At 39.7% G+C, this 22986-nt stretch carries 21 protein-coding genes and 1 other annotated feature; of the genes, 3 read left to right on the top strand and 18 right to left on the bottom strand.

The window, feature by feature from the left end; genetic code table 11:
* Positions 1-26: 26 nt before the first annotated feature.
* The 7 genes from radC to AC1ECF_RS00860 form a co-directional block, all read right to left on the bottom strand.
* Positions 27-725: a RadC family protein gene (gene radC, locus AC1ECF_RS00890; protein ID WP_480387500.1), complete on the bottom strand. Its 699-nt coding sequence runs from the start codon at positions 723-725 to the stop codon at positions 27-29.
* Positions 722-1324 (bottom strand): Maf family protein, encoded by a 603-nt coding sequence (locus tag AC1ECF_RS00885; protein ID WP_480387499.1) that lies wholly within the window; start codon positions 1322-1324, stop codon positions 722-724. The genes radC and AC1ECF_RS00885 overlap by 4 nt, the downstream gene beginning before the upstream one ends.
* Positions 1325-1419: 95 nt before the next feature.
* Complete coding sequence (locus tag AC1ECF_RS00880) at positions 1420-2073, bottom strand: hypothetical protein (RefSeq protein ID WP_480387498.1); 654 nt, start codon at positions 2071-2073, stop codon at positions 1420-1422.
* An 87-nt stretch (positions 2074-2160) separates the two neighbouring features.
* Positions 2161-2916, bottom strand: a complete 756-nt coding sequence (locus tag AC1ECF_RS00875; protein ID WP_480387497.1) for a prepilin peptidase — start codon at positions 2914-2916, stop codon at positions 2161-2163.
* A 52-nt stretch (positions 2917-2968) separates the two neighbouring features.
* On the bottom strand, positions 2969-3331 hold the full coding sequence (locus AC1ECF_RS00870; RefSeq protein WP_480387496.1) for a hypothetical protein: 363 nt from the start codon (positions 3329-3331) through the stop codon (positions 2969-2971).
* A gap of 544 nt (positions 3332-3875) precedes the next feature.
* Positions 3876-5579, bottom strand: a complete 1704-nt coding sequence (locus AC1ECF_RS00865; protein ID WP_480387495.1) for a sensor domain-containing diguanylate cyclase — start codon at positions 5577-5579, stop codon at positions 3876-3878.
* Positions 5580-5678: 99 nt separating this feature from the next.
* On the bottom strand, positions 5679-6899 hold the full coding sequence (locus AC1ECF_RS00860) for a bifunctional folylpolyglutamate synthase/dihydrofolate synthase (protein WP_480387494.1): 1221 nt from the start codon (positions 6897-6899) through the stop codon (positions 5679-5681).
* A gap of 88 nt (positions 6900-6987) precedes the next feature.
* On the opposite strand from AC1ECF_RS00860, the gene AC1ECF_RS00855 reads away from it, so the two are divergent.
* Both AC1ECF_RS00855 and AC1ECF_RS00850 read left to right on the top strand, forming a co-directional pair.
* The gene (locus AC1ECF_RS00855; protein WP_480387493.1) at positions 6988-7866 is read left to right on the top strand and encodes an ATP-grasp domain-containing protein; all 879 of its coding nucleotides are present in this window, start codon (positions 6988-6990) and stop codon (positions 7864-7866) included.
* Positions 7863-8666: an ATP-grasp domain-containing protein gene (locus AC1ECF_RS00850; RefSeq protein WP_480387492.1), complete on the top strand. Its 804-nt coding sequence runs from the start codon at positions 7863-7865 to the stop codon at positions 8664-8666. Before AC1ECF_RS00855 ends, AC1ECF_RS00850 begins: the two co-directional genes overlap by 4 nt.
* 3 nt (positions 8667-8669) lie before the next feature.
* Here the strand turns inward: AC1ECF_RS00850 and AC1ECF_RS00845 are convergent, their stop codons facing one another.
* Together AC1ECF_RS00845 and AC1ECF_RS00840 are read right to left on the bottom strand one after the other, a co-directional pair.
* Positions 8670-9005 (bottom strand): DUF3784 domain-containing protein, encoded by a 336-nt coding sequence (locus tag AC1ECF_RS00845; protein WP_480387491.1) that lies wholly within the window; start codon positions 9003-9005, stop codon positions 8670-8672.
* A 112-nt stretch (positions 9006-9117) separates the two neighbouring features.
* Positions 9118-11760: a valine--tRNA ligase gene (locus AC1ECF_RS00840; RefSeq protein ID WP_480387490.1), complete on the bottom strand. Its 2643-nt coding sequence runs from the start codon at positions 11758-11760 to the stop codon at positions 9118-9120.
* Positions 11761-11805: 45 nt separating this feature from the next.
* Positions 11806-12033, bottom strand: a binding site (T-box leader).
* Between the two features lie 74 nt (positions 12034-12107).
* Between AC1ECF_RS00840 and AC1ECF_RS00835 the strand changes: the two genes are divergently transcribed.
* A complete protein-coding gene (locus tag AC1ECF_RS00835; RefSeq protein WP_480387489.1) occupies positions 12108-12299 on the top strand; it encodes a hypothetical protein in 192 nt (63 codons plus the stop codon).
* Here AC1ECF_RS00835 and AC1ECF_RS00830 read toward each other — a convergent pair.
* The 9 genes from AC1ECF_RS00830 to lon all read right to left on the bottom strand — a co-directional run bounded on the left by AC1ECF_RS00830 (position 12276) and on the right by lon (position 22868).
* A complete protein-coding gene (locus tag AC1ECF_RS00830; RefSeq protein ID WP_480387488.1) occupies positions 12276-12992 on the bottom strand; it encodes a hypothetical protein in 717 nt (238 codons plus the stop codon). The two genes, AC1ECF_RS00835 and AC1ECF_RS00830, sit on opposite strands and share 24 nt — an antisense overlap.
* A gap of 374 nt (positions 12993-13366) precedes the next feature.
* On the bottom strand, positions 13367-14659 hold the full coding sequence (gene hemL / locus AC1ECF_RS00825; protein WP_480387487.1) for a glutamate-1-semialdehyde 2,1-aminomutase: 1293 nt from the start codon (positions 14657-14659) through the stop codon (positions 13367-13369).
* Positions 14659-15642, bottom strand: a complete 984-nt coding sequence (hemB, locus tag AC1ECF_RS00820) for a porphobilinogen synthase (RefSeq protein ID WP_480387486.1) — start codon at positions 15640-15642, stop codon at positions 14659-14661. Before hemB ends, hemL begins: the two co-directional genes overlap by 1 nt.
* Positions 15642-16400: a uroporphyrinogen-III synthase gene (locus AC1ECF_RS00815; RefSeq protein ID WP_480387485.1), complete on the bottom strand. Its 759-nt coding sequence runs from the start codon at positions 16398-16400 to the stop codon at positions 15642-15644. Before AC1ECF_RS00815 ends, hemB begins: the two co-directional genes overlap by 1 nt.
* Positions 16393-17322 carry a hydroxymethylbilane synthase gene (gene hemC / locus AC1ECF_RS00810; protein WP_480387484.1) on the bottom strand — a complete coding sequence of 310 codons (930 nt, stop codon included), beginning with the start codon at positions 17320-17322 and terminating at the stop codon, positions 16393-16395. Before hemC ends, AC1ECF_RS00815 begins: the two co-directional genes overlap by 8 nt.
* 16 nt (positions 17323-17338) lie before the next feature.
* The gene (gene ccsA, locus AC1ECF_RS00805; protein ID WP_480387483.1) at positions 17339-18169 is read right to left on the bottom strand and encodes a cytochrome c biogenesis protein CcsA; all 831 of its coding nucleotides are present in this window, start codon (positions 18167-18169) and stop codon (positions 17339-17341) included.
* 78 nt (positions 18170-18247) lie between these two features.
* Positions 18248-19615, bottom strand: coding sequence for a glutamyl-tRNA reductase (gene hemA, locus AC1ECF_RS00800; protein ID WP_480387482.1), 1368 nt, complete (start codon positions 19613-19615; stop codon positions 18248-18250).
* 356 nt (positions 19616-19971) lie between these two features.
* The gene (gene yihA, locus AC1ECF_RS00795; protein ID WP_480387481.1) at positions 19972-20553 is read right to left on the bottom strand and encodes a ribosome biogenesis GTP-binding protein YihA/YsxC; all 582 of its coding nucleotides are present in this window, start codon (positions 20551-20553) and stop codon (positions 19972-19974) included.
* Positions 20550-22868, bottom strand: a complete 2319-nt coding sequence (gene lon, locus AC1ECF_RS00790) for an endopeptidase La (RefSeq protein WP_480387480.1) — start codon at positions 22866-22868, stop codon at positions 20550-20552. Before lon ends, yihA begins: the two co-directional genes overlap by 4 nt.
* Between the last annotated feature and the right edge of the window lie 118 nt (positions 22869-22986).

The raw sequence follows: 22986 nt of genomic DNA, 5'->3' as shown, positions 1-22986 counted from the left end.
ACGGAAAGAGAGAAAAAAGCACAGTGTCACATATACCCCTTTTCTTTTAAGCTGATAAATTGATGGTCTCCGATGATAACATGATCAAGCAACTCAATACCCATGAGCTTTCCTGCTTCTAGTAAGCGTTTAGTCACATCAATGTCTTCAGCGGATGGAGTAGGATTACCAGAAGGATGATTATGCGCACAAATAATGGAAGCAGCGGAACGTTTTACAGCTTCACGAAATATTTCTCTTGGATGGACGATAGAGGCATTCAAGGAGCCTATGAAGATCGTTTGTTTGTGGAGAATCTGATTTTTTACGTTTAAGAATAAAACGACAAAATGCTCTTGTTGGAGGGAAACCATATCCGGCATTAAGTAAGAGGCTGCATCTTTTGGGGATCTAATGGTGAATTTTTCATTTGTCTGCTGCTGTGCAAGTCTTCTACCTAGCTCCACGGCAGCTAATAACTGCACCGCTTTTGCTTCTCCAATGCCCTTCACAGACATCATTTCTTCCAGCGTTGCATTTTTTAGCTCCTGGATATGCTCAAAGAAAGTGAGTACACGATTTGCAAGGTGTAGAACAGACTCCTGCTTTGTTCCTGTACGCAGAAGAATGGCGATCAGCTCCTGATTAGAGAGACTTTCAGGCCCTTGCCTGATAAGTCTCTCCCTAGGTCTATCTGCTGAATGCACATCTCGAATCATCAAAGTTGGAGGAAGCTGCACGGTCATCGCATTCCCTCCCCGTCTAATTCAAAGACTCTCATATCAAGAAGAATATGGAATAACCTACTTAAAGGAAGACCGACTACGTTATTGTAATCTCCCTCAATCCGCTGTACTAATAGCCCTCCCATGCTTTGTATTCCATAGGCACCAGCCTTATCAAGCGGATCACCAGTCGCTACATAAGCATCTATTAATTCATCGGTGAGTTCATGAAAAGTCACATATGTAGTTTCGGAAAATCCAACATCAGTTCCCATCCCTTTAATGGAGACACCAGTAATCACCCGATGCGTTTTTCCGGATAGCCTTCTAAGATATTCCTTTGCCTGGTGTTCATTTTTAGGCTTAGATAATAAATAATCATCTAAGAATACAGTAGTATCAGCTGCAATAACGATTGATTCTGGATGCTCGTTTGCAACATGCTCTCCCTTTTTCTTTGCAATGATTAGCGCAAGAGCTTTAGGTGTCGCTTTTCCAGCTATCTCTTCATCTACACCAGATACCTGAATCGTAAACGGGATATTCAGTTTACTTAGAAGCTCTTCTCTCCTTGGAGACTGACTCGCTAAAATAATTGGCACATTTGCTTTTATCATCATACATTCCTCCCTTATATATGTAAGCATACAGAAGAAAGGAGAAAATGGAAATTGGTTAAAAAATAAAACAACAAGATTTTCACGTCTTTTTGCCTTTAGAAACTTAATTTTATACAATTGTTCTTCTCTAGATAGTGAGTAAAAAGGTGTAGCCTAAGAACGGATGGAGCGTCGGAAAACGTTGATAGGGCTTGAACGATGCTAGGTAAATCCTCTGGATATTCCTCTTTATTAGACAGTGAATCAAAATAATTTTTAGAGATTGTTTCTTCATTTAGAGTTGTAAACATTTTTTGAACCTGTGAGCTTTCACAGCTACTGGTGGAAACATAAAAAGTCTTAATAAAGGAAGGGAGTTCCTCTTGTTGAATCACCGCAACCTCATTCACAAACACATCGCTCCATACATAGAACTTTCCTTCAATTTGGACAATCCCCGCCTTCGTTAAAGACGGCTCTGCAGACATAAAGGAAATAGCACTTTCCTTCGTCGTGAACATTCCATATTGCCGCGCCTTAAACGCCAAATTTGGCTCTGCTGCGACATCAATTTTTTCACCCTCTTTGTTATCTTTTGGAGCAGAAACGTCCGTGGACGGCTCATTGTCCTCCTTCTCAGCCACTTCCTTATCACTTGCTAAATTTAACAGGAGACCAAACAACAAAACCCCCACAACACCAATAATCACACCTTGCGCCCCTGCTAGCAGAATCATTTTTTTCGGACTATTTCTTCTTCGTATTGGCACCCGCTTCACCTCGTTTACCTACACCTTATCATCTGGCAAATAAAAAAGGACAAGACCTTTGTCGGCTTGTCCTAAAAAGTTATCTACTTAAACAAACAAATTAACATACCAATCGACAATCAAGCTTCCGTAAAAGTACGTAATAATTGCGCCACTTGCAATGGAAGGTCCAAACGGAATCGGCGTTTTTCGTCCTTTTTTCATAATTCGCAACGAAATAAGCCCGAAAACTGTCCCAAAAACGGAAGCAAGGAATAACGTTAGTAAGGTATGAACCGTCCCAAGCACCAAGCCAATCACAAAGAAAAGCTTGATGTCTCCTCCTCCCATGCCGCCCTTCGATACAAGCGCCACAAGTAAAAGCACCGTGAAACCTACAACGGCTCCCAGAGGACTATCCCACCAAGGAGTTAGCGGAGACACAAACCGCATAATAGCTAAAGGCACAAGGAAGAACAACAAAATCTTATCTGGAATCAGCATATAAGCTAAATCAGAAACCGTAATAATCACAAGCAGGGAAATAAACAAAAGTGCCACGATAAACTCTAATGAGAACCCTAGATCCCAATAAGCCAACGCAAATAAAAGGCCGGTCAACAGCTCCATCATCGGATACACCCAACTGATTTTGTTGCCACAACCCTTACACTTTCCCCTTAAGAAAACATACGAAAAAACCGGCACCAATTCCCTAGCCGTCAAATTCCGATCACACGTCTTACAATGTGACGGAGGCCGAACAATCGACTCCTTCATAGGAACACGAAGTCCCACGACATTGAAGAAAGAGCCGAAGATTAGACCGTAAAAAAATATAATGAATGTAATAACTATTTCCACTTAAACACCTAATTTCTAGTAATAAGTTTCAAGTTTGATACTCCGCTTACTGTTATTGATTATGGAAAAAGGTAGTTAATTGTATAGTCGCTAAAGTATATCCAGTTTCCTCTGCTAGAAGTAACTCTTCTTCTCCCGGTGCCGCTAAAGTGACTTGATTCACTCGAATGACACGTTCAAGATTTTCAATTTCTTTTATTAATTCCACTAAATGCTGATAATTTTTAGTTGAGACAGAAAGATTAAAAGTGACTAACTTTAAATTATTAGGTAGATGAACAGTTTCTAGAGAAGACACGGGAGGCTCTTGACTTTCATCTGTTACTTCATCTGTCACTCCAACTGTTTCAGTTTCTTCCGCTAAATCAACAGTATTTTCATTCTCAACGTCCTGTATCTCAACGACATATTGCATACTATAAATTACGCCATCATCATAATTAAATGACTTACGAAGTAATAATATTGGTGGATTTTTTTACTCTGAAGATGACATAAAAATTTTAGGGATAGTTCCAAATATTAACATTGAGGAGGGGAATTTCAGGGAAAAACATTGAATTATATGGAGCTGAATTACTAGGTAATTCTCGACTTAAAATTAACTATGATCCTGAAATTGATAAAATATATAAAAATCTTAAAAGAAAACAACATATAATTTATAGAGTAGAGCCACCTATTATTATGGATAGAGAAGTATAAATTAGGATGAATAATGGGTAGAGATAATTTCCAAACTGCTTTTCTTCCTACATTATAGTTTAATCTTATAAATCTAATATAATCTTCCCAAGAAGTGATTGAAACGTCGGATTCATACATATTCTGTTTCATCACTTTTGTTTTGTCCTATGCCCTTCAATAAGGATACCAACAAATATTATAGTGCCTTGAAAATATTGCCTTCCAGATAATTAAAAGCCTTGGTCCTTTCGATCAAGGCTTTCTCTTTATATTCATTTCACATACTCCGCAACCTTATTCCTACCCGCTTGCTTGGCACCGATATATAGAGCGCGGTCGGCGTTTCGGATTAAGGATGTGCCTTCGTCACTGTCGTCCGGTGCGCTGGATACGCCAATGCTTGCAGTAATGAATATTATTTCTTCGGTAATTATTTCGGATAGGTCCTTTTGAACGGTAAATGGGGTATGCTCTATTTTGTAGCGAAGCTGTTCAGCTAGATTGATTGCTTGGATCTTCGTATAGTCTGGTAGAATGACAACGAATTCCTCACCGCCATATCTTCCTACTGTTCCCTCATTTCCTATTTCCTCCTTCAAAATGTTTGCAAATTTATGGAGGATTAGGTTTCCACTATGATGTCCATACGTATCATTCACAGATTTAAACTTATCGATATCTAACATGATCAAAGAGACAGACCTATATACCCCTAAAGACAACTTATTCATATCTGTTTCTAGCTGTCTATCAAGATAACGATAATTATGTAGCTTCGTCAGCTCACAAATTTCACTCTTCGCTACTTGTTCACGTACAAATCTTGCTTTTTCTAAAGAAACCGCAAAATAGGAACAAAGCAAGTGAACAATATTTAGTTGATAGGATTCAAAGGCATATTTATGTCTAGATGCTAATACGAGAATTCCTTCAATCTTACTATTGCGATAAATAGGAACCGTCATAACACTTTGGATATTTAGTCCGAGAAACGGAGGTCTCATAAACATCCACTCTGTCTGCTTGTTATATAACGCCGGCGAGGCCTTTTCATATGCTCGTCCGATCAGACTATATTTAATTTCTTCATGGGAACAAAAAATTTCTTTTTTCTCCTCGTACTCTATCGCCCGAAGAACGATAAACTTATCCTTTACAACATCGATAATATAGGCACTATCTATAGGAAACATTTTCGTTATTCTTTCCATAAATAAGTCCATAATTTCTTTTGAAGAAAGCTGCTCTGCTAGCTCATGCCCGAACTCACTAGCTCTCGTTAAATCGGCATTCACTCTTTCTGAGTCGTTATACATTCTGATCAATAAAGTGATAATAAAAAATGGGATACCTAAAAGCAAGATAGAAATATATCCAAGCTGTCCTTCTAGCATATATAAACTAATGCCGAATGGTAAGGTAATCAATAAATAGATGAGATCCCACAAAAAATCTTTCGTTAAAAACAGTGGTTTTAGGCCTGTTACTACTTCACGAAGATAAAGAAGAACATGGTTTAATATAATATTTAGCAAACCATATACAATACCAAATATAATAACGCTCTTAATATCTTTCGTTCCGAGCTCAAAGTCTAACAGTAAAGCAAACAAACCAGATACTACCGAGATAAGGAAAAACATAAAGGAGCTATAGTATACCTTATATTTAGTATCGTTCGTTATTTTCATATGATAGATCAGTGGTAGGATTGCAATCTGCATGGCAATTAATTCAGCGAGCACCCCATATTTCATAATAATAGCAAGGGTAACCCACTGTGTAAGGAACATGGTAGAGCCACCAATAAAGAAAGGGAACAAGGTCGTTAATAACCCTAGTACGATAAAGGATAAGTAGATCCCCCAATCAATCGGCTTACTAGGGAAGTAGGAATACACAAACAAGACCCCTAATGGAACAACTAAAAGCCACAGGTAAAATATATTTTTTTTAGCTTTAACTGAAATATCCATAGGCCTATCCATCCCTTCCTCCGCTATTTACTATTACTTTTTACACTGTTGCTATTGAAAAATTATAACACGAATTCTCCGAATAATTAAAATTACCAATTACCTGTTTATTTTTCTAATCTCGGAAATTAAATAAAGAGAACCCGTGACTATAGTAATGTGATTTTTTTCCATATTTTTTAAATCTATCTCGTCTATATCCTTCGTTATAACCTTTTTACTGTGTATACAGTGTTTATATAATACTTCGGGAGAAAGTGCCCGCTCGTGCTTAAATTCAACGAATTCAAAGCTATCAGCCACTTCTTCTAGCTTTCGGAGAATCGATACATATTCTTTATCCTTAAGCATTCCTACAATAAAACGAATTGTTTGATTTGAAAACTTAGCTTTAATTGTTTCTACTAGGGCTTCCACACTTGCAATATTGTGCGCCCCATCCATATAAACGTTATCACTCACTTGCTCCATCCTACCCAATAAGGACGCATTTCCCACTGCTCTTCGTACCTTTTGTTCTTCTAGTTCGAAGCCTGCTTCTAATAAAGCAGTGATGCTTAAAGCTATATTAGAAAATTGATGACTGCCTAGCATACTAGGCTTTAATTCGGCAAACTGATAATCATTATAAATGAATGAATGTTCATTTATTGTTATATCTTTCGAAAGCTCTATTAGGTTAGCTTTTTTTTCCATAACTTCTCTTAAAATTATCACTTTAGCATCGTCTGGCAAATTTCCTATAATTACTTTGCTATTCTCTTTTATAATTCCTGCTTTATGCCAAGCAATCTTTTCGATTGTATCTCCTAGAAAGTTTGTATGATCGATGGAAATGCTTGGGATCACCCCTATGGACTGCGCAAACACATTTGTACTGTCAAATCTTCCACCCATCCCAGCTTCTATCAAAAGCACATCTAGGTTTTGCTCCTCGAAGACTAGAAATGCTACGACTGTCAGTAATTCAAATTCAGTCAGCTTTCCGCTTAGACCAGCTGCTTGAATTTTTTGAAAGGCTCTATCCATTTGTTCTTCTGTTACGTTTTTCCCATTAATCTGAATCTGATCATGCACATCTACCAGGCAAGGTGATGTAAATGCGCCATATGTATATCCATGCTCTTTAGCAAGCTCCTTCATAAATGTGATGGTGGAGCCTTTTCCATTTGTACCAGCAACATGAATGATCCTCTGTTTATCTTGTGGATTTTGCAGCTTTTCTAGTGCCGCTAAAATACTATCAAGACCTGGTTTAATAATTGTTTCACTCCCTACATTCCATTTTTTCTTATAGCTGTTAAATTTTTTTATTTCCAAGTCATTCACCCTATTCCCGTTGATTCACTTTCGTGCTAAACTTCTTGTGAACACATTATAACACGCACTCGTGGAGGTCATTCATAATATGCAAACATGTTGGATCATTTACAACGGTAGTCTTACACATGACAAATTTCTTGATCAAGCTCTCCTCCTAAAAGAAGCGGCTGAAAAGCAAGGAATTGAAGTGCTCCTTGTAAAAAATTATGAGCTACTTATCAATATTCATGAAAAACTGTCAGTAAGGCCAGACTTTGTCGTTTTCTTAGACAAAGATATCTTGCTAGCACGATACTTGAAGCAACAGGGTATCCCTGTATTTAATGATCCAGATGTAATCGAAATATGCGACAATAAGGCAAAGCAATATCTAGCTCTTTCCAATGCGGCTGTCCCGATGCCTCTAACAATTATTGCGCCAAAGGTATATCCGGAGTTCACGATTCAACATACTGGCTACTATGAACAAGTGCTTCAAACACTGCAGCTCCCGCTTATTATTAAAGAGGCACATGGTTCCTTTGGGATGAAGGTATACCTAATCGAAACGAGAGAGCAATTCTTCGAAAAGGTGGAAGAGCTCAAAGGGATTGAATATGTCTTCCAGCAATTTATTGAGTCAAGCAGAGGAAGAGATATCCGAGTAAATGTAGTTGGAGGTCAGGTAGTTGCTTGTATGCATCGTCATTCGGAAACTGATTTCCGTGCAAATATCACAAACGGTGGAACAGCCTCCCGTGTTGAGTTAACAGAGCGACAAAAAGAGGTTGCGATACAGGCCGCTCAGGCTCTAAACGCTGAGTTTGCAGGGGTAGATCTTTTATTTGGAGAAAATGAGGAGCCTTTAGTTTGTGAAGTAAACGGGGTTGCCCATATCCGAAATATTTTTAACGTAACTGGTATTAATGTAGGAGATGCAATGATTTCTTATATTCTATCAAAAATAGGGGCCTTTTCTGTATGAAAGGTCTGTTAATATATGAGCCTCAAGAAATAATAAGAAACCAAAGCTTTATTGATCGATTAATAAATGCAGGAAAAAATAACGGGCTTGATATGCAGGTAATGGATGATCAACAGAATCATTACCCACCTGCAGATTTTATCTTTTTTCGCTCCAGGAACGCTAAACTTTCCAAGGAGCTTGCGAAAAAAGGTGTCCCTTTGTTTAATCGTGCGCAGGTAAATGAAATTGCCAATGATAAATACAAAGCACTTCAATTTGTTCAGCTTCTAGGGATTTCGACAGTCCCTACTCAAATCGTAAAAGAAGCTTCGGAGCTTACTACTTTTCCTGTGGTCCTTAAGACAATTGATGGACATGGCGGGATGCAGGTGGAATTGTTTGAAAATGAAGAGGCTGCAAAGCAGTTTATAGAAAAATATAAAGAGCAAACTGTTATCGCGCAGCAATATATTGAAACCAACGCAACCGATGTGCGAGTATTTATGCTTGGAACAGAGGTAATTGGTGCAGTAAAGCGAATAGGAGCTCCCAATAGCTTTAAATCTAATTATACGCTAGGTGGGACTGTAGAAAAGTATGAGCTAGATGCTGCCGAGATTGCGGATGTCCAAAAAATCGCACGTGCCTTAAAGAGCGATTATATTGGAATGGACTTTCTTTTATTGCCAAATGGTGGTTGGATTTTCAATGAATTAGAGGATCCTGTTGGAGCACGTTCTTTTTTCCAGACGACCCAAACGGATATTGCTATCCCGATTATGAATTATATAAAGAAGCAGCTAATGCAAAAAGAGTGATCCTCAATGGGAATCACTCTTTTTTTTATACCTATTACCTGTATTCATATAGATTATGCCAACAAAAATAATAAAGAAGAAAAGCGCTGTCCCAATATGGAATACACCCATCTGATCAGTAGCAGCTCCTACGACCCAAAAAATCATACTAAAGCTGAGGGCAAACATTAATTTCCCCATCGCTTTACATACAGCTTTTACATCGTATTTCTCCTGCTCCTCCTTTGGCATCGTATTAAAGCCAGCAATTAGCATGGCACCCTTACCAAGGGAAAAATATATACCGAGCATATTAAATAAAACAACAATACCTAGCATCACCCATGCAGGCGTATTCATGTTTCTCACCCCTTAATCGTTTAACCATTCAATTATTCTATTTTATTATACATTTACCAATAATTACAGACAAAGGATGAAAAAAAGAGCAGCACACAGCTGCTCTTCCACCTTACAGATTATTTAATTCTTCGAGACGTTTCAACACAGTTGCATGCTTTTCTAGGTAATCTTGTTCCTTTGCACGCTCCTCTGCTACTACAGCCTCAGGTGCTTTAGCTACAAAGCGTTCGTTGGAAAGCTTGCCTTGTACAAGCTTGATTTCCTTCGTCCATTTTTCCAATTCTTTTTCCAGGCGAGCTTTTTCAGCATCGATATCAATCAAGCCTTGAAGTGGTAGATAAAGAATTGCGCCAGTAACAACCGCCGACATGGATTGACCTGGATCTGCCAGATTTAATCCTACTACTAGAGGCTCTGGATTACAGAATCTTTCTAGGTATTTCGCATTTTCCTCTAGAATTGCATGTGTCTGTTCATCATGAGCAGAAATATATAAAGGAACCTTTTTGCTCATTGGCGTTTGTACCTCGGAGCGAATGTTACGAACAGAACGAATAATTTCTGCTAGCAGCTTCATACCATTAGCTTTTTCATGGTCAGTGAATGCCTCGTTCACAGTTGGCCATGCAGCTTGCGTAATGGACTCCCCTTCATGCGGAAGGTTTTGCCAGATTTCTTCTGTAATGAATGGCATGAATGGGTGTAATAAACGCATCGTATTGTCTAATACGTAAGCAAGCACGGAGCGAGTTGTTAGCTTCGCTTCTTCATCGTCTCCATTTAACGGAAGCTTCGCCATTTCGATATACCAGTCACAGAAGTCATCCCAGATGAAGTTATAAAGGGCACGACCCACTTCTCCAAATTCATAGCGCTCAGATAATCTTGTTACCTGCTCAATTGTTTCATTTAGACGAGTGAGGATCCATGCATCCGCTACGGATTTTTTACCCTCTAGATTGATTTCTTCATATTTCAATCCATCCATGTTCATCAACGCAAATCGAGAAGCGTTCCAGATTTTATTCGCAAAGTTCCAAACAGCTTCTACCTTCTCCACAGAGAAACGAAGATCTTGGCCTGGTGAAGTACCTGTGCTCAAGAAATAACGTAACGAGTCAGCACCATACTTGTCGATTACATCCATCGGGTCGATTCCATTTCCTAGAGACTTAGACATTTTGCGTCCGTCTTCTGCGCGAACCAAGCCATGGATTAACACATCCTCAAATGGGCGTGTACCTGTAAATTCGATTCCTTGGAATATCATACGGGACACCCAGAATAAGATAATATCATAGCCTGTTACCAGCGTACTTGTTGGATAATAACGTTTATAAAGCTCGTTCTCTTCATCCGGCCAGCCAAGAGTAGAGAAAGGCCATAATGCTGACGAGAACCAAGTATCTAATACATCTTCATCCTGCTTCCAGTTTTCCAGATCCTTTGGTTCTTCTAGTCCAACGTATACTTCTCCAGTCTCTTTATGATACCAAGCTGGAATACGATGCCCCCACCATAGCTGACGAGAAATACACCAGTCATGAATATTCTCCATCCAGCGAAGATATGTTTTTCCGAAACGCTCAGGAACAAAGTTTACTTTTCCTTCCGTCTCTTGCAGCTTGATCGCCTCTTCTGCAAGTGGCTGCATTTTAACGAACCATTGAGTTGATAAATATGGTTCTACTACTGCATCGCTTCGCTCAGAGTGACCTACGGAATGCATAAGCTCCTCGATTTTAAATAAAACCCCTGCCTCTTGAAGATCCTTCACAATCTGCTTACGGCATTCGAAGCGGTCCATTCCTTCGTATTTTCCAGCGTTTTCATTCATGGAACCATCTTCATTCATTACAAGCACTTGTTCTAAATTGTGACGAGCTCCGATTTCAAAGTCATTTGGGTCATGAGCAGGAGTAATCTTTACAGCCCCGCTACCAAATTCCATATCCACATAATCGTCCGCAACGATTGGAATCTCTCTTCCTACGATTGGCAGCGTTACTGTTTTGCCAATTAAATGCTTATAGCGCTCATCTTCTGGATGAACGGCTACCGCTGTATCCCCAAGCATTGTCTCAGGTCTAGTAGTTGCAACTTCAATCGTTCCAGTACCATCAGAGAGTGGGTAGTGCATATGATAGAATGCACCCTGTACATCCTTATGGATTACTTCAATGTCGGAAAGAGCTGTTTTCGTCGTAGGATCCCAGTTGATAATTCGCTTTCCTCTATAAATAAGGCCTTTATTATATAATTTTACAAAAACCTCTTTTACTGCATTGGATAGCCCTTCGTCTAAGGTAAAGCGTTCACGAGAATAGTCTAGACCGAGCCCAAGCTTAGCCCATTGTTCACGGATATGGCCTGCATATTCTTCCTTCCACTTCCATGTTTCTTCCACAAATTTTTCACGGCCTAAGTCATAGCGTGAAACATTGTTTGCACGAAGCTTCTCTTCAACCTTTGCTTGTGTTGCAATCCCTGCATGGTCCATTCCTGGTAACCAAAGAGCGTCATACCCCTGCATGCGCTTCATACGAATCAGGATATCTTGTAGTGTTGTATCCCATGCATGCCCAAGGTGAAGCTTTCCGGTAACGTTAGGCGGTGGGATTACAATGGTATATGGCTCCTTATCACTTTCCGGTTGAGCCTCAAAGAACTTACCTTTTAGCCACCACTCGTAGCGCCCCTTTTCAATAGACTGCGGATCGTACTTGGTTGACATCGTTGTTTCATTTGTCATGTTGGTTTCCTCCCGTTTCTGAAAATAAAAAAACTCCTCTCATCACTAAAGGACGAAGGAGTTTGTTTCGCGGTACCACCTTTATTCGCAGATGCAGAAATGCACATCACGCTCTCAATTAGATAACGGCTTCAAACCGGCTATTACTACTACTAGTTCACAATAGCTGCTCTTGGGCTACCTTCAAATGGTGGCTAACAGAAACATTTCAGCTGGCTGTTTCCTTTCTTTCGAGAGCCAAGTCATTTTACTCTTCCCATTCATAGCATCAAATATTTGGTTGTACCTATTGTATAAGATGATATTATATGCCGTCAAGCATTGGATTGTGAAAGGAGGTAAAACAAATGAAAAGAGGATACAATCCGTATTTCCTACCGTATTGGCTTCGGACGATTCGCTTTTATCTAAAAGGTATCATTATACCCATCGCCGGCTTTCAATTACTACGAGTGATTTTCGCACCAACGAGCTGGGATTTTATCCTACTAGTATTTTTATTTCTTCTTTGTTATTTATTCTCGAAAGATATTATTTGATGGATATACAACCTTAGAGTAGCCGTCTTCCAGGCTATGAATAAATTCGAGCTCCGAGTCTGCAAAAGCGGGGCTCTCTAATTTTGTTTCTGTTAATCTTATTTTAGCTTCTTCCTGTGGCATTTGCGGTGGTGCTTCCTGTGGCATTTGCGGTGGTGCTTCCTGTGGTATTAGAGCTGGTGCTTCCTCCACTAAATCGTAAGTGGCATGGTTTATGGACTCAAATATTTTTACAGAAGAAGACTCGAAAAAAGTAGGAGTGCTATCAGAATTAGGCTCTACTTGCTCAGGCTTGCTAGTCTCATATTCCAGCTTAACTGACCAGGTAATCTCTAATCCTTTCTCCTCTGTCTTTGATTCTATTTCCTTCAAACTAACTACCGGCTCACTGTGAGACTGGATACGTTCATCGATTATTTCATACATGGGAACTGCATATTCAAAATAACCGACTTCTCCATCGAGATCCAAATCGTCAATTTGAGTAAAATCACTCGGTGTGTAGCTAGCAACCTTTTCCCTATCAAACTCCACATGACAAGTTACGTGATAAATACCTTGTAATTCCACAGTATCCTCAACCTGTCTATGAATATATTGCGGGGTCACATTTAACGATTTTACTCCTTTAAGCATGCCAAAACTTTCCGGAAAACAAAACTGCTCCTTAACATTCCAGCTTCTTACTCCCATACTCTCTCCTCCTTCTTATAGGACAAATTATGATAGCGCGAGGGAAATTATGATGAAAATAAAAAGCTGCTAGCGCTTGAGCAAGCAAAATGATAAGGATAGGAGATGGTATTGTGAAGAGTGTTTGCTTAACGGTAAGACCAATAAAGTTATCGTCAAGATCAACTAGCTAATCGTTAAGACTCGGCCATTCATCGCTAAGATCAAGCAACTAATCGTAAAGATCAGACCCTTAACCACAAAGACATCCCAAACCTGCTAGACACCCTGCCCACTATCCAAACCTCCACCACATAAAAAAGCCAAACGCTTCACTGTCTAGGACAGTCAGGCGTTTGGCTTAATTGGTAGGGCTCCCCCTACCATTTTCTCAATTATTTTGCTAATTTCTCGAATACTGTATGGAAGGCTTGTACCGTTTTTGCGATATGCTCCTCTGTATGAGCCGTAGATAAGAACATTCCTTCAAATTGAGATGGAGGTAAGTAAATTCCTTCCTCTGCCATCAGGCGATAATATTTCGCAAAAAACTCTAAATCAGAGGTCTTAGCTACGTCATAGCTTGTAACATGCTCATTTGTGAAGAAGAAGCCAATCATAGAACCTGCACGATTTACTGTATGAGGGATGTTGTACTTGCTTGCTGCTTCTTTAAAGCCAGCCTCTAGCATGTCCCCTAGCTTTATAAAGTGCTTATAAGAATCCTCTGTCAATTGAGAAAGAGTTTCATAGCCTGCAGTCATCGCAAGTGGATTTCCGGATAATGTACCCGCTTGGTATACAGTACCTGCAGGCGCGACCATTTCCATGATTTCACGTTTACCTCCAAATGCACCGACTGGAAGACCTCCGCCGATTACTTTACCAAGGCAAGTTAAGTCCGGAGTCACTCCAAAGTAGCCTTGTGCACAATTGTAACCTACACGGAAGCCAGTCATTACCTCATCAAAAATTAATACGGTACCATTCTTTTCAGTTAACTCTCTTAGTTCCTCTAGGAAGCCAGCTACAGGTGGTACTACTCCCATGTTTCCTGCAACAGGCTCCACGATTACAGCCGCTAAATCGTCACCGAAGTTTTCAAATACATAGCGGACACCTTCGATATCATTATAGGCTACTGTAATCGTATTTTTCGCAACTGATTCAGGAACCCCTGGGCTGTCAGGTAAGCCTAGTGTAGCTACGCCTGAACCAGCTTTTATTAATAAGCTGTCTCCATGTCCATGATAGCAGCCTTCAAATTTTAAGATTTTATTTCTACCGGTATATCCACGTGCTAGACGAAGAGCACTCATCGTAGCTTCAGTTCCAGAAGAAACCATGCGGACCATTTCGATAGAAGGAACACGATCAATTACGAGCTGCGCTAGTTCGTTCTCGATCAAGGTAGAAGCTCCGAAGCTTGTTCCGCTTTCCGCAACTGCTTGGATTGCTTTCACTACGTTTGGCTCAGAGTGTCCAAGGATTAGTGGACCCCATGATAACACGTAATCGATATATTCATTCCCATCGATATCGGTTAACATAGCACCTTTCCCACTTTTCATGAAAATTGGGTCCATATCCACCGATTTAAATGCACGAACAGGGCTATTAACTCCTCCTGGCATTAATTCCTTTGCAACTGCAAATGCTTTTTTTGATTGTTCATATGATTTTTCCATTATTTTTCCTCCAGCCAACGTGCCACATCTTTCGCATGGTACGTTAAAATAATGTCTGCTCCTGCTCTCTTCATACCTGTTAGCGTTTCAAGCACGATATCCTTTTCATTCACCCAACCATTAATAGCAGCAGCCTTTACCATTGCATACTCTCCACTTACATTATAAGCGACGATTGGTAAATCATAGTTATTCTTCACGTCGCGAATGATATCTAAATAGGAAAGCGCAGGCTTTACAATTAAGAAATCTGCTCCCTCTTCCACATCAGAGGTTGCTTCTCGCATCGCTTCCATACGGTTTGAATAATCCATTTGATACGTTTTGCGGTCTCCAAATTTTGGCGCACCGTCTGCTGCCTCACGGAAAGGACCATAATAGGCAGATGCGTACTTCACTGCATAGCTCATGATTGGGATATGTGGAAAGCCTGCTTTATCTAAGCCAGCTCGAATGGCTGCTACAAAGCCGTCCATCATGTTGGAAGGTGCAATAATATCTGCTCCCGCTTTCGCTTGGCTAACTGCTGTTTTTGCAAGTAAATCTAAAGAAGGATCATTTAAAATGCGTTCATTCTCATCCACAACCCCACAATGTCCGTGATCTGTAAATTCGCATAAGCAAGTATCAGCAATCACTACTAAATCTGGGTGACGTTCTTTAATTAAACGAATCCCTTTTTGGACAATCCCATGATCATGGTAAGCCTGTGACCCTACTGCATCTTTCTCTGCTGGGATTCCAAATAGAATGACAGACGGAATGCCTAAACTTACTACTTCATCCACTTCTTCCCCAAGACGATCTAAAGAAAATTGGAATACTCCAGGCATTGAGGATACTGGATTTTTAATATTTTCCCCATCTATCACGAAAATCGGATAGATCAGGTCCTCTTTATGTAGGTATGTCTCTTTTACCATTGATCGAATACCAGCTGTATGTCTTAATCGACGATGACGCTGAAAGTGTAATTCTTTCATCATTCTCTTCCTTTCCATTCAGCGAGCTTCTTTATTAGCTCTAATAGTGTATACGTATCGGGCATCACTTGAACAGATATCCCTAACGTAGTCAAGTAATCTCTCGTTACATGTCCGATGGCACAGACAGTAAATAAAGTATAATTGATTTCTTTCCCTATCGTCTCATGAAAGGCCCTTGCGGTAGAAGGACTGGTAAATAGGATAGAGCAGCTCTTACCACTACCTAGTATTTCTTGGACTCTATGAACGTTTTCCTTCATCGTTACAGTCTCATAGACCGTCCATTCCTCTACGTAATGGTGAAGTTGTTGAGAGATTGTCTCCTTTGCAAGATTTCCTCTTAAAAACAAGCACTTTGCCGTTGTCGGTGCTATTTTCGGAAACTCCTGAACAAATACATCCGCACTATAAATAGATGGTGTAAAGTGAACAGGAAAGCCCTTCCTTTCAAGAGCAGCCTTTGTTTTCTCACCAACAGCAGCAAATTTAACTTGAAAATCTGACGGAGACATCCCAAACCGTTCTATTTTATTTATAAAGGCATGAACGCTGCTTTGACTAGTGAAGATAAACCAATCCCATGTATTGCCATTCATTAAATGTTCGTGGTCACATTCATCTGCAATCTCCTTAGTTGTGATAAAAGGAGAGACGATTGGTATACCGCCAAGCTTTACAGTAAGATCTATTGGTTCCTCTGTTCGAACTATCCCAGTAAAAATAACGTATTCATCTAAAAGTGGAAGCTTAGACATCCATCTCAGCCTTCACTTTTTGAATTAAGTCATAGGCTCCTTGCTCTGTAAGTATACGTGCTGCTTCTTTCCCAACTTCCTCAGGGTTCGTTCCAGAAACAACCTCTTTATAGATAACAGAAGCATCTGGCGCAGCTACTAGACCAGTTAATGTAATCCCCGATTCTGATACAGTTGCATGTCCAGCGATTGGTACCTGACAGCCACCATCCATTGCAGCTAAAAAGGCACGCTCTGCCGCTACAGCATCCCATGTATCCTTATCTGTTAATTTATGAATCTCTGCTAGTAGCTCCTTATCGTCTTCCCGACATTCAATTCCTAAAGAACCTTGACCTACTGCCGGTACACAATCTTCTACAGAAAGGTACTCCGTAATTACATCCTCGCTCCACCCTAGACGTTTAAGTCCAGCTGCCGCTAAGATAATAGCATCGTATTCTCCATCTTTTAGCTTTTGATATCTCGTTTCCACATTGCCTCGAATCCATTTTATTTCAATATCAGGACGCATTGTCAACAGCTGTGCACTTCTACGAAGACTGCTTGTCCCTACAATCGCACCTGCTGGTAAATCCATGAATTTTACATGATTTTTAGAAATGAACACATCACGCTCATCCACACGCTTTGGCGTACATCCCATCGTAAGACCTGGAGGTAAGACAGAAGGCATATCCTTCATGCTGTGAACCGCAAAATCTATTTCCTTATTAAGAAGTGCTTGTTCGATTTCTTTTACAAACAGCCCTTTCCCACCAACCTTAGAAAGCGTGACATCTAAGATTATATCTCCCTTTGTCACAATTTCTTTTATTTCAAATTCAAACGGTGCTCCGTTATCCTTCATTTGTTGGATAAACCATTTTGTTTGTGTTAATGCCAATTTACTTCTTCTAGAACCTACGATAATCTTACGCATAAAATCGCTACCTTTCTTAATACCAAAAATGGAATTGTGATAATTGACTACCCAATAAAAAATTTATCAAGACAAACAGGAAAGCATACACATGGATCCACGCATAATTAGTCCCTGTAAATCTAGCTCTTTTTCGCAAGAAAAGAACCGCGATATAAATGACTAATAAAATAAAAGAATTCACAATCTTAAAATCAAAAATGGAGAATTCATTCAGCGATATATAAGCCCATTGCAGTCCAAGGATTAAACTAACGAACAACAGAGGAATTCCTGTGACTACTGACATTGTCATTCCAGATTCCGCTTTACTTAACGAAGGTAGCCGTGAAAATTGCTTCGTCCATTTCTTCCTCTTTAGTACTCTATATAATAGTAAGTATAAAATAGAGAAAACAAACGATAAAGCAAAAGCTGCATATGCTAAAAAAGCAAAGGTAATATGGATGAATAAAAGCTCTGATCTTAGAGAATCTCTCACAGCAGATTGTTCCAATTGACCAGGTGCAAAGGTATGAATCGTCATAAAAATAAAACCAATAATATTTAGGAAGAAGCCGGGCAGCTCTAGTTTAAATATAAGCTGAACGACCAGCGCCAGCAAGATAATCAACCAGGCATAAAAATAGATTCCCTCGAACAAGGAGAGGATCGGAAATCGCTTCATTTCGATAATATACATGATGAGAAAAACGGTTTGTAATATCCACACAATAGCAAGGAGACCTACTGCTAAACGCTGTGCACGCCTATCTTTACTTAGGTAGTCAATAAAATAGAAAACAAGGCTAACAGATTGAAGGATGACCATAATCTCGTGTAGCCTTGTCATCGCCAAATCAGCCATATTATTTCTCCCCTTAAGCATAAAAAGAGACGTTCGTATATCTAGTAGTCACCATCAGATACAAACGCCTCCTTTTGCTTAATTAAATGATAAGTCCTTTTTTAATGCTTTGTTATCCACTAGGGATTGATTTATGTTTATTTTTGTTTTGTCATGCTGTAATTCAAATTCTCTTCTTACTTCTTCCTCTATTCCGAAAATTTGTTGGAATAGTCTTAGCTGTTCTGCAGAGTTATTCGAAGTTGATAACTCCTTCACCTGTAGAATAGGCTCTTTTAGGAGCTGATTTACAATTGATTTCGTATGCTTGCTTAAAATCTTTCTCTCTCGTTCAGTGAGATCCGGCATTTTATTTTCTATAGACGCCATTGTTTCTACTTGTATTCGGTTAGCTTTTTGACGAAGTGCTGAAATAATTGGAACTACTCCTAGGGTAGTGACCCAATCATTAAACTGGGCAATTTCCTCATCTATCATCTTACTAATTTGGGCTGCCGCACGTTCTCGTTCAGCAAGGTTTGCTTCTACAATCCCTTGTAAATCATCTATATCATATAAAAATACGTTTGGCAAATCACCAATACGCGGGTCTAAATCGCGAGGTACTGCTATATCCACCATGAATAATGGCTTTCCTTTGCGTAGACGCTCCACAAATTGCATCAATTCCAGATCAATAACAAAATCTGTTGATCCTGTAGAGCTAATTAGAATATCCGCTTCTAGTAAAGCGCATTGTAGCTCATCCATAGGCTTAGCATTTCCAGCAAATTTTGCAGCTAGCAGTTTGGCCTTCTCGTAAGTTCGGTTAATGACCGTAATCTTACCTGCTCCACTGCCATGAAGATTCTGAATGGCAAGCTCCCCCATTTTACCGGCTCCTAATATGACCACATGTTTATGGTTTAGAGAACCAAATATCTTCTTGCCTAGCTCCACTGCCGCATAAGATACAGATACAGCATTTTCTCCAATTGCAGTTTCCGCATGCGCTCGTTTTGCAAATGTCACTGCTTGTTTAAATAACTGGTTAAAAATTGTACCTGTTGTGCCATATTCTTGACCGTTTAAAAAGCTTTTTTTTACTTGGCCTAATATTTGCGTTTCCCCAAGAACCATCGAGTCTATTCCAGCTGTAACATGAAACAGGTGCTTATTCGCATGGTCATCCTCATGGATAAATAAATATCTAGACAGCTCTTCCATTGGTATTTCAAACCAATTAGCTAGAAACTGTTTAACGTAGTACTTGCCTGTATGCAATTGGTCCACGGTTGCATAAATCTCTGTACGGTTACACGTAGAAACAATTACATTTTCCAGTATACTTTTCTGCTCTTGTAGTGCCTGCATAGCGTTTGGAAGCTCGTCCTCTATAAACGAAAGCTTTTCTCGAATCTCTACTGGAGCAGTTCGATAATTGACACCCACCACGATTGTATGCATGGAATCATGTCACCCTTTCACGTTCATTTTATTATTCCTATTATAGCATAGGTTATTAATACCAAATTTTTTATTTGTGACTAAGATATGAACTATTAGATTAGAATTATTATAAAATAATGATAACAAAATACATTCAGTAATACAAACGTTCTAACTGCTTTTTAAAATGTTTAACTTTTTAAACATTTCTGTACAATTAAGCTAATAAATAATTCATGTTAAACGATTCATGAATCTATCACCAAATCTATTACGAACCTTTAAGGCACTTCTAAAATAGGCACAAAAAAACCAATTAGGAGTATCATTCCCTAATTGGTTTTTTATAACCCTTCGAGAAGAAAGGTATTCTACTAAATTCTACTTTCTATCTCTGCCCATGCAGCATCCTTACCTAAGCCGGTTTCGGAAGAAAAGACAATTAATGGATCCTCTTTCTCCATCTGAAGACCTTCTCTTACGATTTTCTTATGCTTATCCCATTTACCTTTCGCTATCTTATCAGCCTTTGTAGCAATGACGATACAAGGGATATTATAATGCTTTAGGAAATCGTACATCATTTCATCATCTGTTGTCGGCGGATGACGCAAGTCAATAATTAGAATAACAGCCTTTAAAACACTGCGAGAGGTAAAATAGGTTTCAATCATTTTACCCCATGCAGCTCTTTCTGATTTAGAAACCTTGGCATAGCCATAACCAGGTACATCCACAAATAGCAGGTCTTCCTCCAGCTTATAGAAATTAAGCGTTTGAGTCTTCCCAGGCTTTGAGGAAATCCTAGCCATACTTTTTCTACCAATCATCTTGTTGATGAACGAGGACTTCCCGACATTGGAACGTCCTGCCAATGCAAACTCTGGAAGCCCTCCTTCTGGATATTGGTCTTGGCGTACTGCACTTATTAGTAACTCTACATTATTTATCTTCATTGTTTTGCCTCCTCTAAGGCTAGTTGAAGCACTTCCTCAGCATCGGAAACCAAATGGAATGTTAATACTTCACGAACGCTTTCTGGTATATCTTCAATATCCCGCTCATTATCCTTTGGACAAATGATCGTTGTCAATCCTGCTCGATGGGCACTTAATGTTTTCTCCTTTAACCCACCTATCGGTAAAACTCGTCCTCTAAGTGTTACCTCTCCCGTCATTCCTACCTCACGTTTAATCGCACGTCCTGTTAAGGCAGATACAAGCGCTGTAACAATCGTGATACCCGCAGAAGGTCCATCCTTGGGAACAGCTCCTTCTGGAACGTGTATATGAATGTCATGATTTTCATGAAAGGTCGAATCAATTCCAAGCTCTGTAGCCCTTGACCTCACATAAGAGAGAGCAGTCTGTGCCGATTCCTTCATTACATCTCCGAGCTTCCCAGTCAGTTGTAGCTTACCTGATCCTTTAGATAAGGAGACTTCAATCTGAAGAGTGTCTCCACCTACTGTCGTATAAGCTAGTCCTGTAGCAACCCCTACTTGATTTTCCGTTTCTGCCTGTCCATATCTGTACTTGTGTTTTCCAATCAAGCCTTCTAAGTTGTTGGAGGAAACAGTTACTCGTTTCTTTTCTCCAGAGACAATTTGCAATGCAGCTTTTCTGCAAATATTAGCAAGTACACGCTCGAGACTTCTTACTCCTGCTTCACGTGTATAATAACGAATAACATCCAATATTGCTTCATCTTTTACTTGAAGCTGTGTCTTCTTCAAGCCGTGCTCTTTCAGCTGTTTCGGTAGTAAATGGTTTTTGGCAATAGATTGCTTTTCCATTTCCGTGTAACCAGCAATTGAGATAATTTCCATACGATCTCTTAGAGGTCCAGGAATGGTACTCAAATCGTTTGCTGTTGCAATAAAAAGAACCTTTGATAAATCATAGGTTTCCTCAATATAATGATCACTAAATGAATTATTTTGTTCAGGATCCAATACTTCTAGCATGGCTGCTGATGGATCCCCCCGAAAATCATTCGACATTTTATCAATCTCATCCAATAAAATCAGTGGATTAATCGTGCCTGCTTTTTTCATCCCTTGGATGATGCGTCCTGGCATAGCTCCGACATAGGTACGTCTATGTCCTCTAATTTCCGATTCATCTCGAACGCCACCAAGAGAAATCCTGACAAAATTCCTTCCAAGGGATTCAGCGATTGATTTTGCAAGAGAAGTTTTCCCAACTCCAGGAGGTCCTGCTAAACAAAGGATAGGGCCCCGAAGAGACTTTGTTAGCTGGCGAACTGCAAGATATTCTAGCACGCGTTCCTTAACGGATTCTAGACCATGATGATCACGGTCGAGGATTTGTTCAGAGCGCTTAATATCTAGCTGATCCTTTGTTTCCTTCGTCCATGGAAGTGACACAATCCAATCGATATAGTTACGTATAACACCGCTTTCAGGTGATTGAGTAGGAAGTTTTTCGTAGCGATCAAGCTCCTTGAGTACATTTTTCTTTGTATTTTCAGGAAGCCCTGCTTGTTCAATTCTTCTCCTAAGCTCTGCAACCTCTCCGGTCTTCCCTTCCTTGTCACCAAGCTCTGTTTGGATAGCTTTCATTTGCTCACGCAAATAAAATTCCTTTTGGGTTCTTTCCATTGCATTCTTTACTCGTGTGTGAATTTTCTTTTCTAATGTCAATATTTCTTGCTCATTATAAAGCTGAGCGATCAATGTTTCGAGACGCTCTTTGACATCCACAATTTCAAGTAATTTTTGCTTATCTGAAATTTTTAAAGGTAGACTAGAGGCAACCATATCTGCAAGCCTACCTGGCTCATCAATATTCGCCACCGATTTATAGCTATCCTCTGTTAGGTGCTTAGAAGATCTCGTGAATTTTTCGAAATTAAGCAGTAAAGATCTAGTAAGAGCTTTCGTCTCCTGGTCTCCTTCTAGGACTTCCTCATATGCCTTTACAGTGACCTCATCGTAGGTCTCCGTCTCCCGATAATCAATGAATTCTGCTCGCTGTATACCTTCTACAAGGACACGCATCGTCCCATTTGGCAGCTTTATAATCTGCTTGATATGCGCAAGGATACCCATCGAGTAGATATCTTCTTCAGATGGCTGTTCCACCTCTATCTCTTTTTGAGCAGTGAGAAATAATTTTTCTTCTCTTTTCATCGCTTCGTTTAATGCAGCAATCGACCTTTCACGACCGATATCTATATGAAGAATCATGGTAGGAAAAATAAAAAGACCTCTTAAGGGTAACAAGGGATAATAGTTTTTATTTGCCATTCGGGATATCACCTCCGTATTATTGTGTCCGAAAGCAAACAGTATCATACAAATAACAGCCCCTCTACAGGAGCTTCAAAGAAAAATAGCTGACATCCTGCTTGCGTGCATGACGCAG

The sequence above is a fragment of the Psychrobacillus sp. Z3-81 genome (assembly GCF_056620325.1).
The sequence above is the reverse complement of the archived record's forward strand: the minus strand, read 5'-3'. Positions and strand labels throughout refer to the sequence as shown.

What these genes read in the sequence shown, in the direction of transcription:
- radC (WP_480387500.1), bottom strand. Translation starts at nt 725, where the DNA reads ATGACCGTGCAGCTTCCTCCAACTTTGATGATTCGAGATGTGCATTCA.
- AC1ECF_RS00885 (WP_480387499.1), bottom strand. Translation starts at nt 1,324, where the DNA reads ATGATGATAAAAGCAAATGTGCCAATTATTTTAGCGAGTCAGTCTCCA.
- AC1ECF_RS00870 (WP_480387496.1), bottom strand. Translation starts at nt 3,331, where the DNA reads ATGCAATATGTCGTTGAGATACAGGACGTTGAGAATGAAAATACTGTT.
- AC1ECF_RS00865 (WP_480387495.1), bottom strand. Translation starts at nt 5,579, where the DNA reads ATGGATATTTCAGTTAAAGCTAAAAAAAATATATTTTACCTGTGGCTT.
- AC1ECF_RS00855 (WP_480387493.1), top strand. Translation starts at nt 6,988, where the DNA reads ATGCAAACATGTTGGATCATTTACAACGGTAGTCTTACACATGACAAA.
- AC1ECF_RS00850 (WP_480387492.1), top strand. Translation starts at nt 7,863, where the DNA reads ATGAAAGGTCTGTTAATATATGAGCCTCAAGAAATAATAAGAAACCAA.
- AC1ECF_RS00845 (WP_480387491.1), bottom strand. Translation starts at nt 9,005, where the DNA reads ATGAATACGCCTGCATGGGTGATGCTAGGTATTGTTGTTTTATTTAAT.
- AC1ECF_RS00840 (WP_480387490.1), bottom strand. Translation starts at nt 11,760, where the DNA reads ATGACAAATGAAACAACGATGTCAACCAAGTACGATCCGCAGTCTATT.
- AC1ECF_RS00835 (WP_480387489.1), top strand. Translation starts at nt 12,108, where the DNA reads ATGAAAAGAGGATACAATCCGTATTTCCTACCGTATTGGCTTCGGACG.
- AC1ECF_RS00830 (WP_480387488.1), bottom strand. Translation starts at nt 12,992, where the DNA reads ATGGGAGTAAGAAGCTGGAATGTTAAGGAGCAGTTTTGTTTTCCGGAA.
- hemL (WP_480387487.1), bottom strand. Translation starts at nt 14,659, where the DNA reads ATGGAAAAATCATATGAACAATCAAAAAAAGCATTTGCAGTTGCAAAG.
- hemB (WP_480387486.1), bottom strand. Translation starts at nt 15,642, where the DNA reads ATGAAAGAATTACACTTTCAGCGTCATCGTCGATTAAGACATACAGCT.
- AC1ECF_RS00815 (WP_480387485.1), bottom strand. Translation starts at nt 16,400, where the DNA reads ATGTCTAAGCTTCCACTTTTAGATGAATACGTTATTTTTACTGGGATA.
- hemC (WP_480387484.1), bottom strand. Translation starts at nt 17,322, where the DNA reads ATGCGTAAGATTATCGTAGGTTCTAGAAGAAGTAAATTGGCATTAACA.
- ccsA (WP_480387483.1), bottom strand. Translation starts at nt 18,169, where the DNA reads ATGGCTGATTTGGCGATGACAAGGCTACACGAGATTATGGTCATCCTT.
- hemA (WP_480387482.1), bottom strand. Translation starts at nt 19,615, where the DNA reads ATGCATACAATCGTGGTGGGTGTCAATTATCGAACTGCTCCAGTAGAG.
- yihA (WP_480387481.1), bottom strand. Translation starts at nt 20,553, where the DNA reads ATGAAGATAAATAATGTAGAGTTACTAATAAGTGCAGTACGCCAAGAC.
- lon (WP_480387480.1), bottom strand. Translation starts at nt 22,868, where the DNA reads ATGGCAAATAAAAACTATTATCCCTTGTTACCCTTAAGAGGTCTTTTT.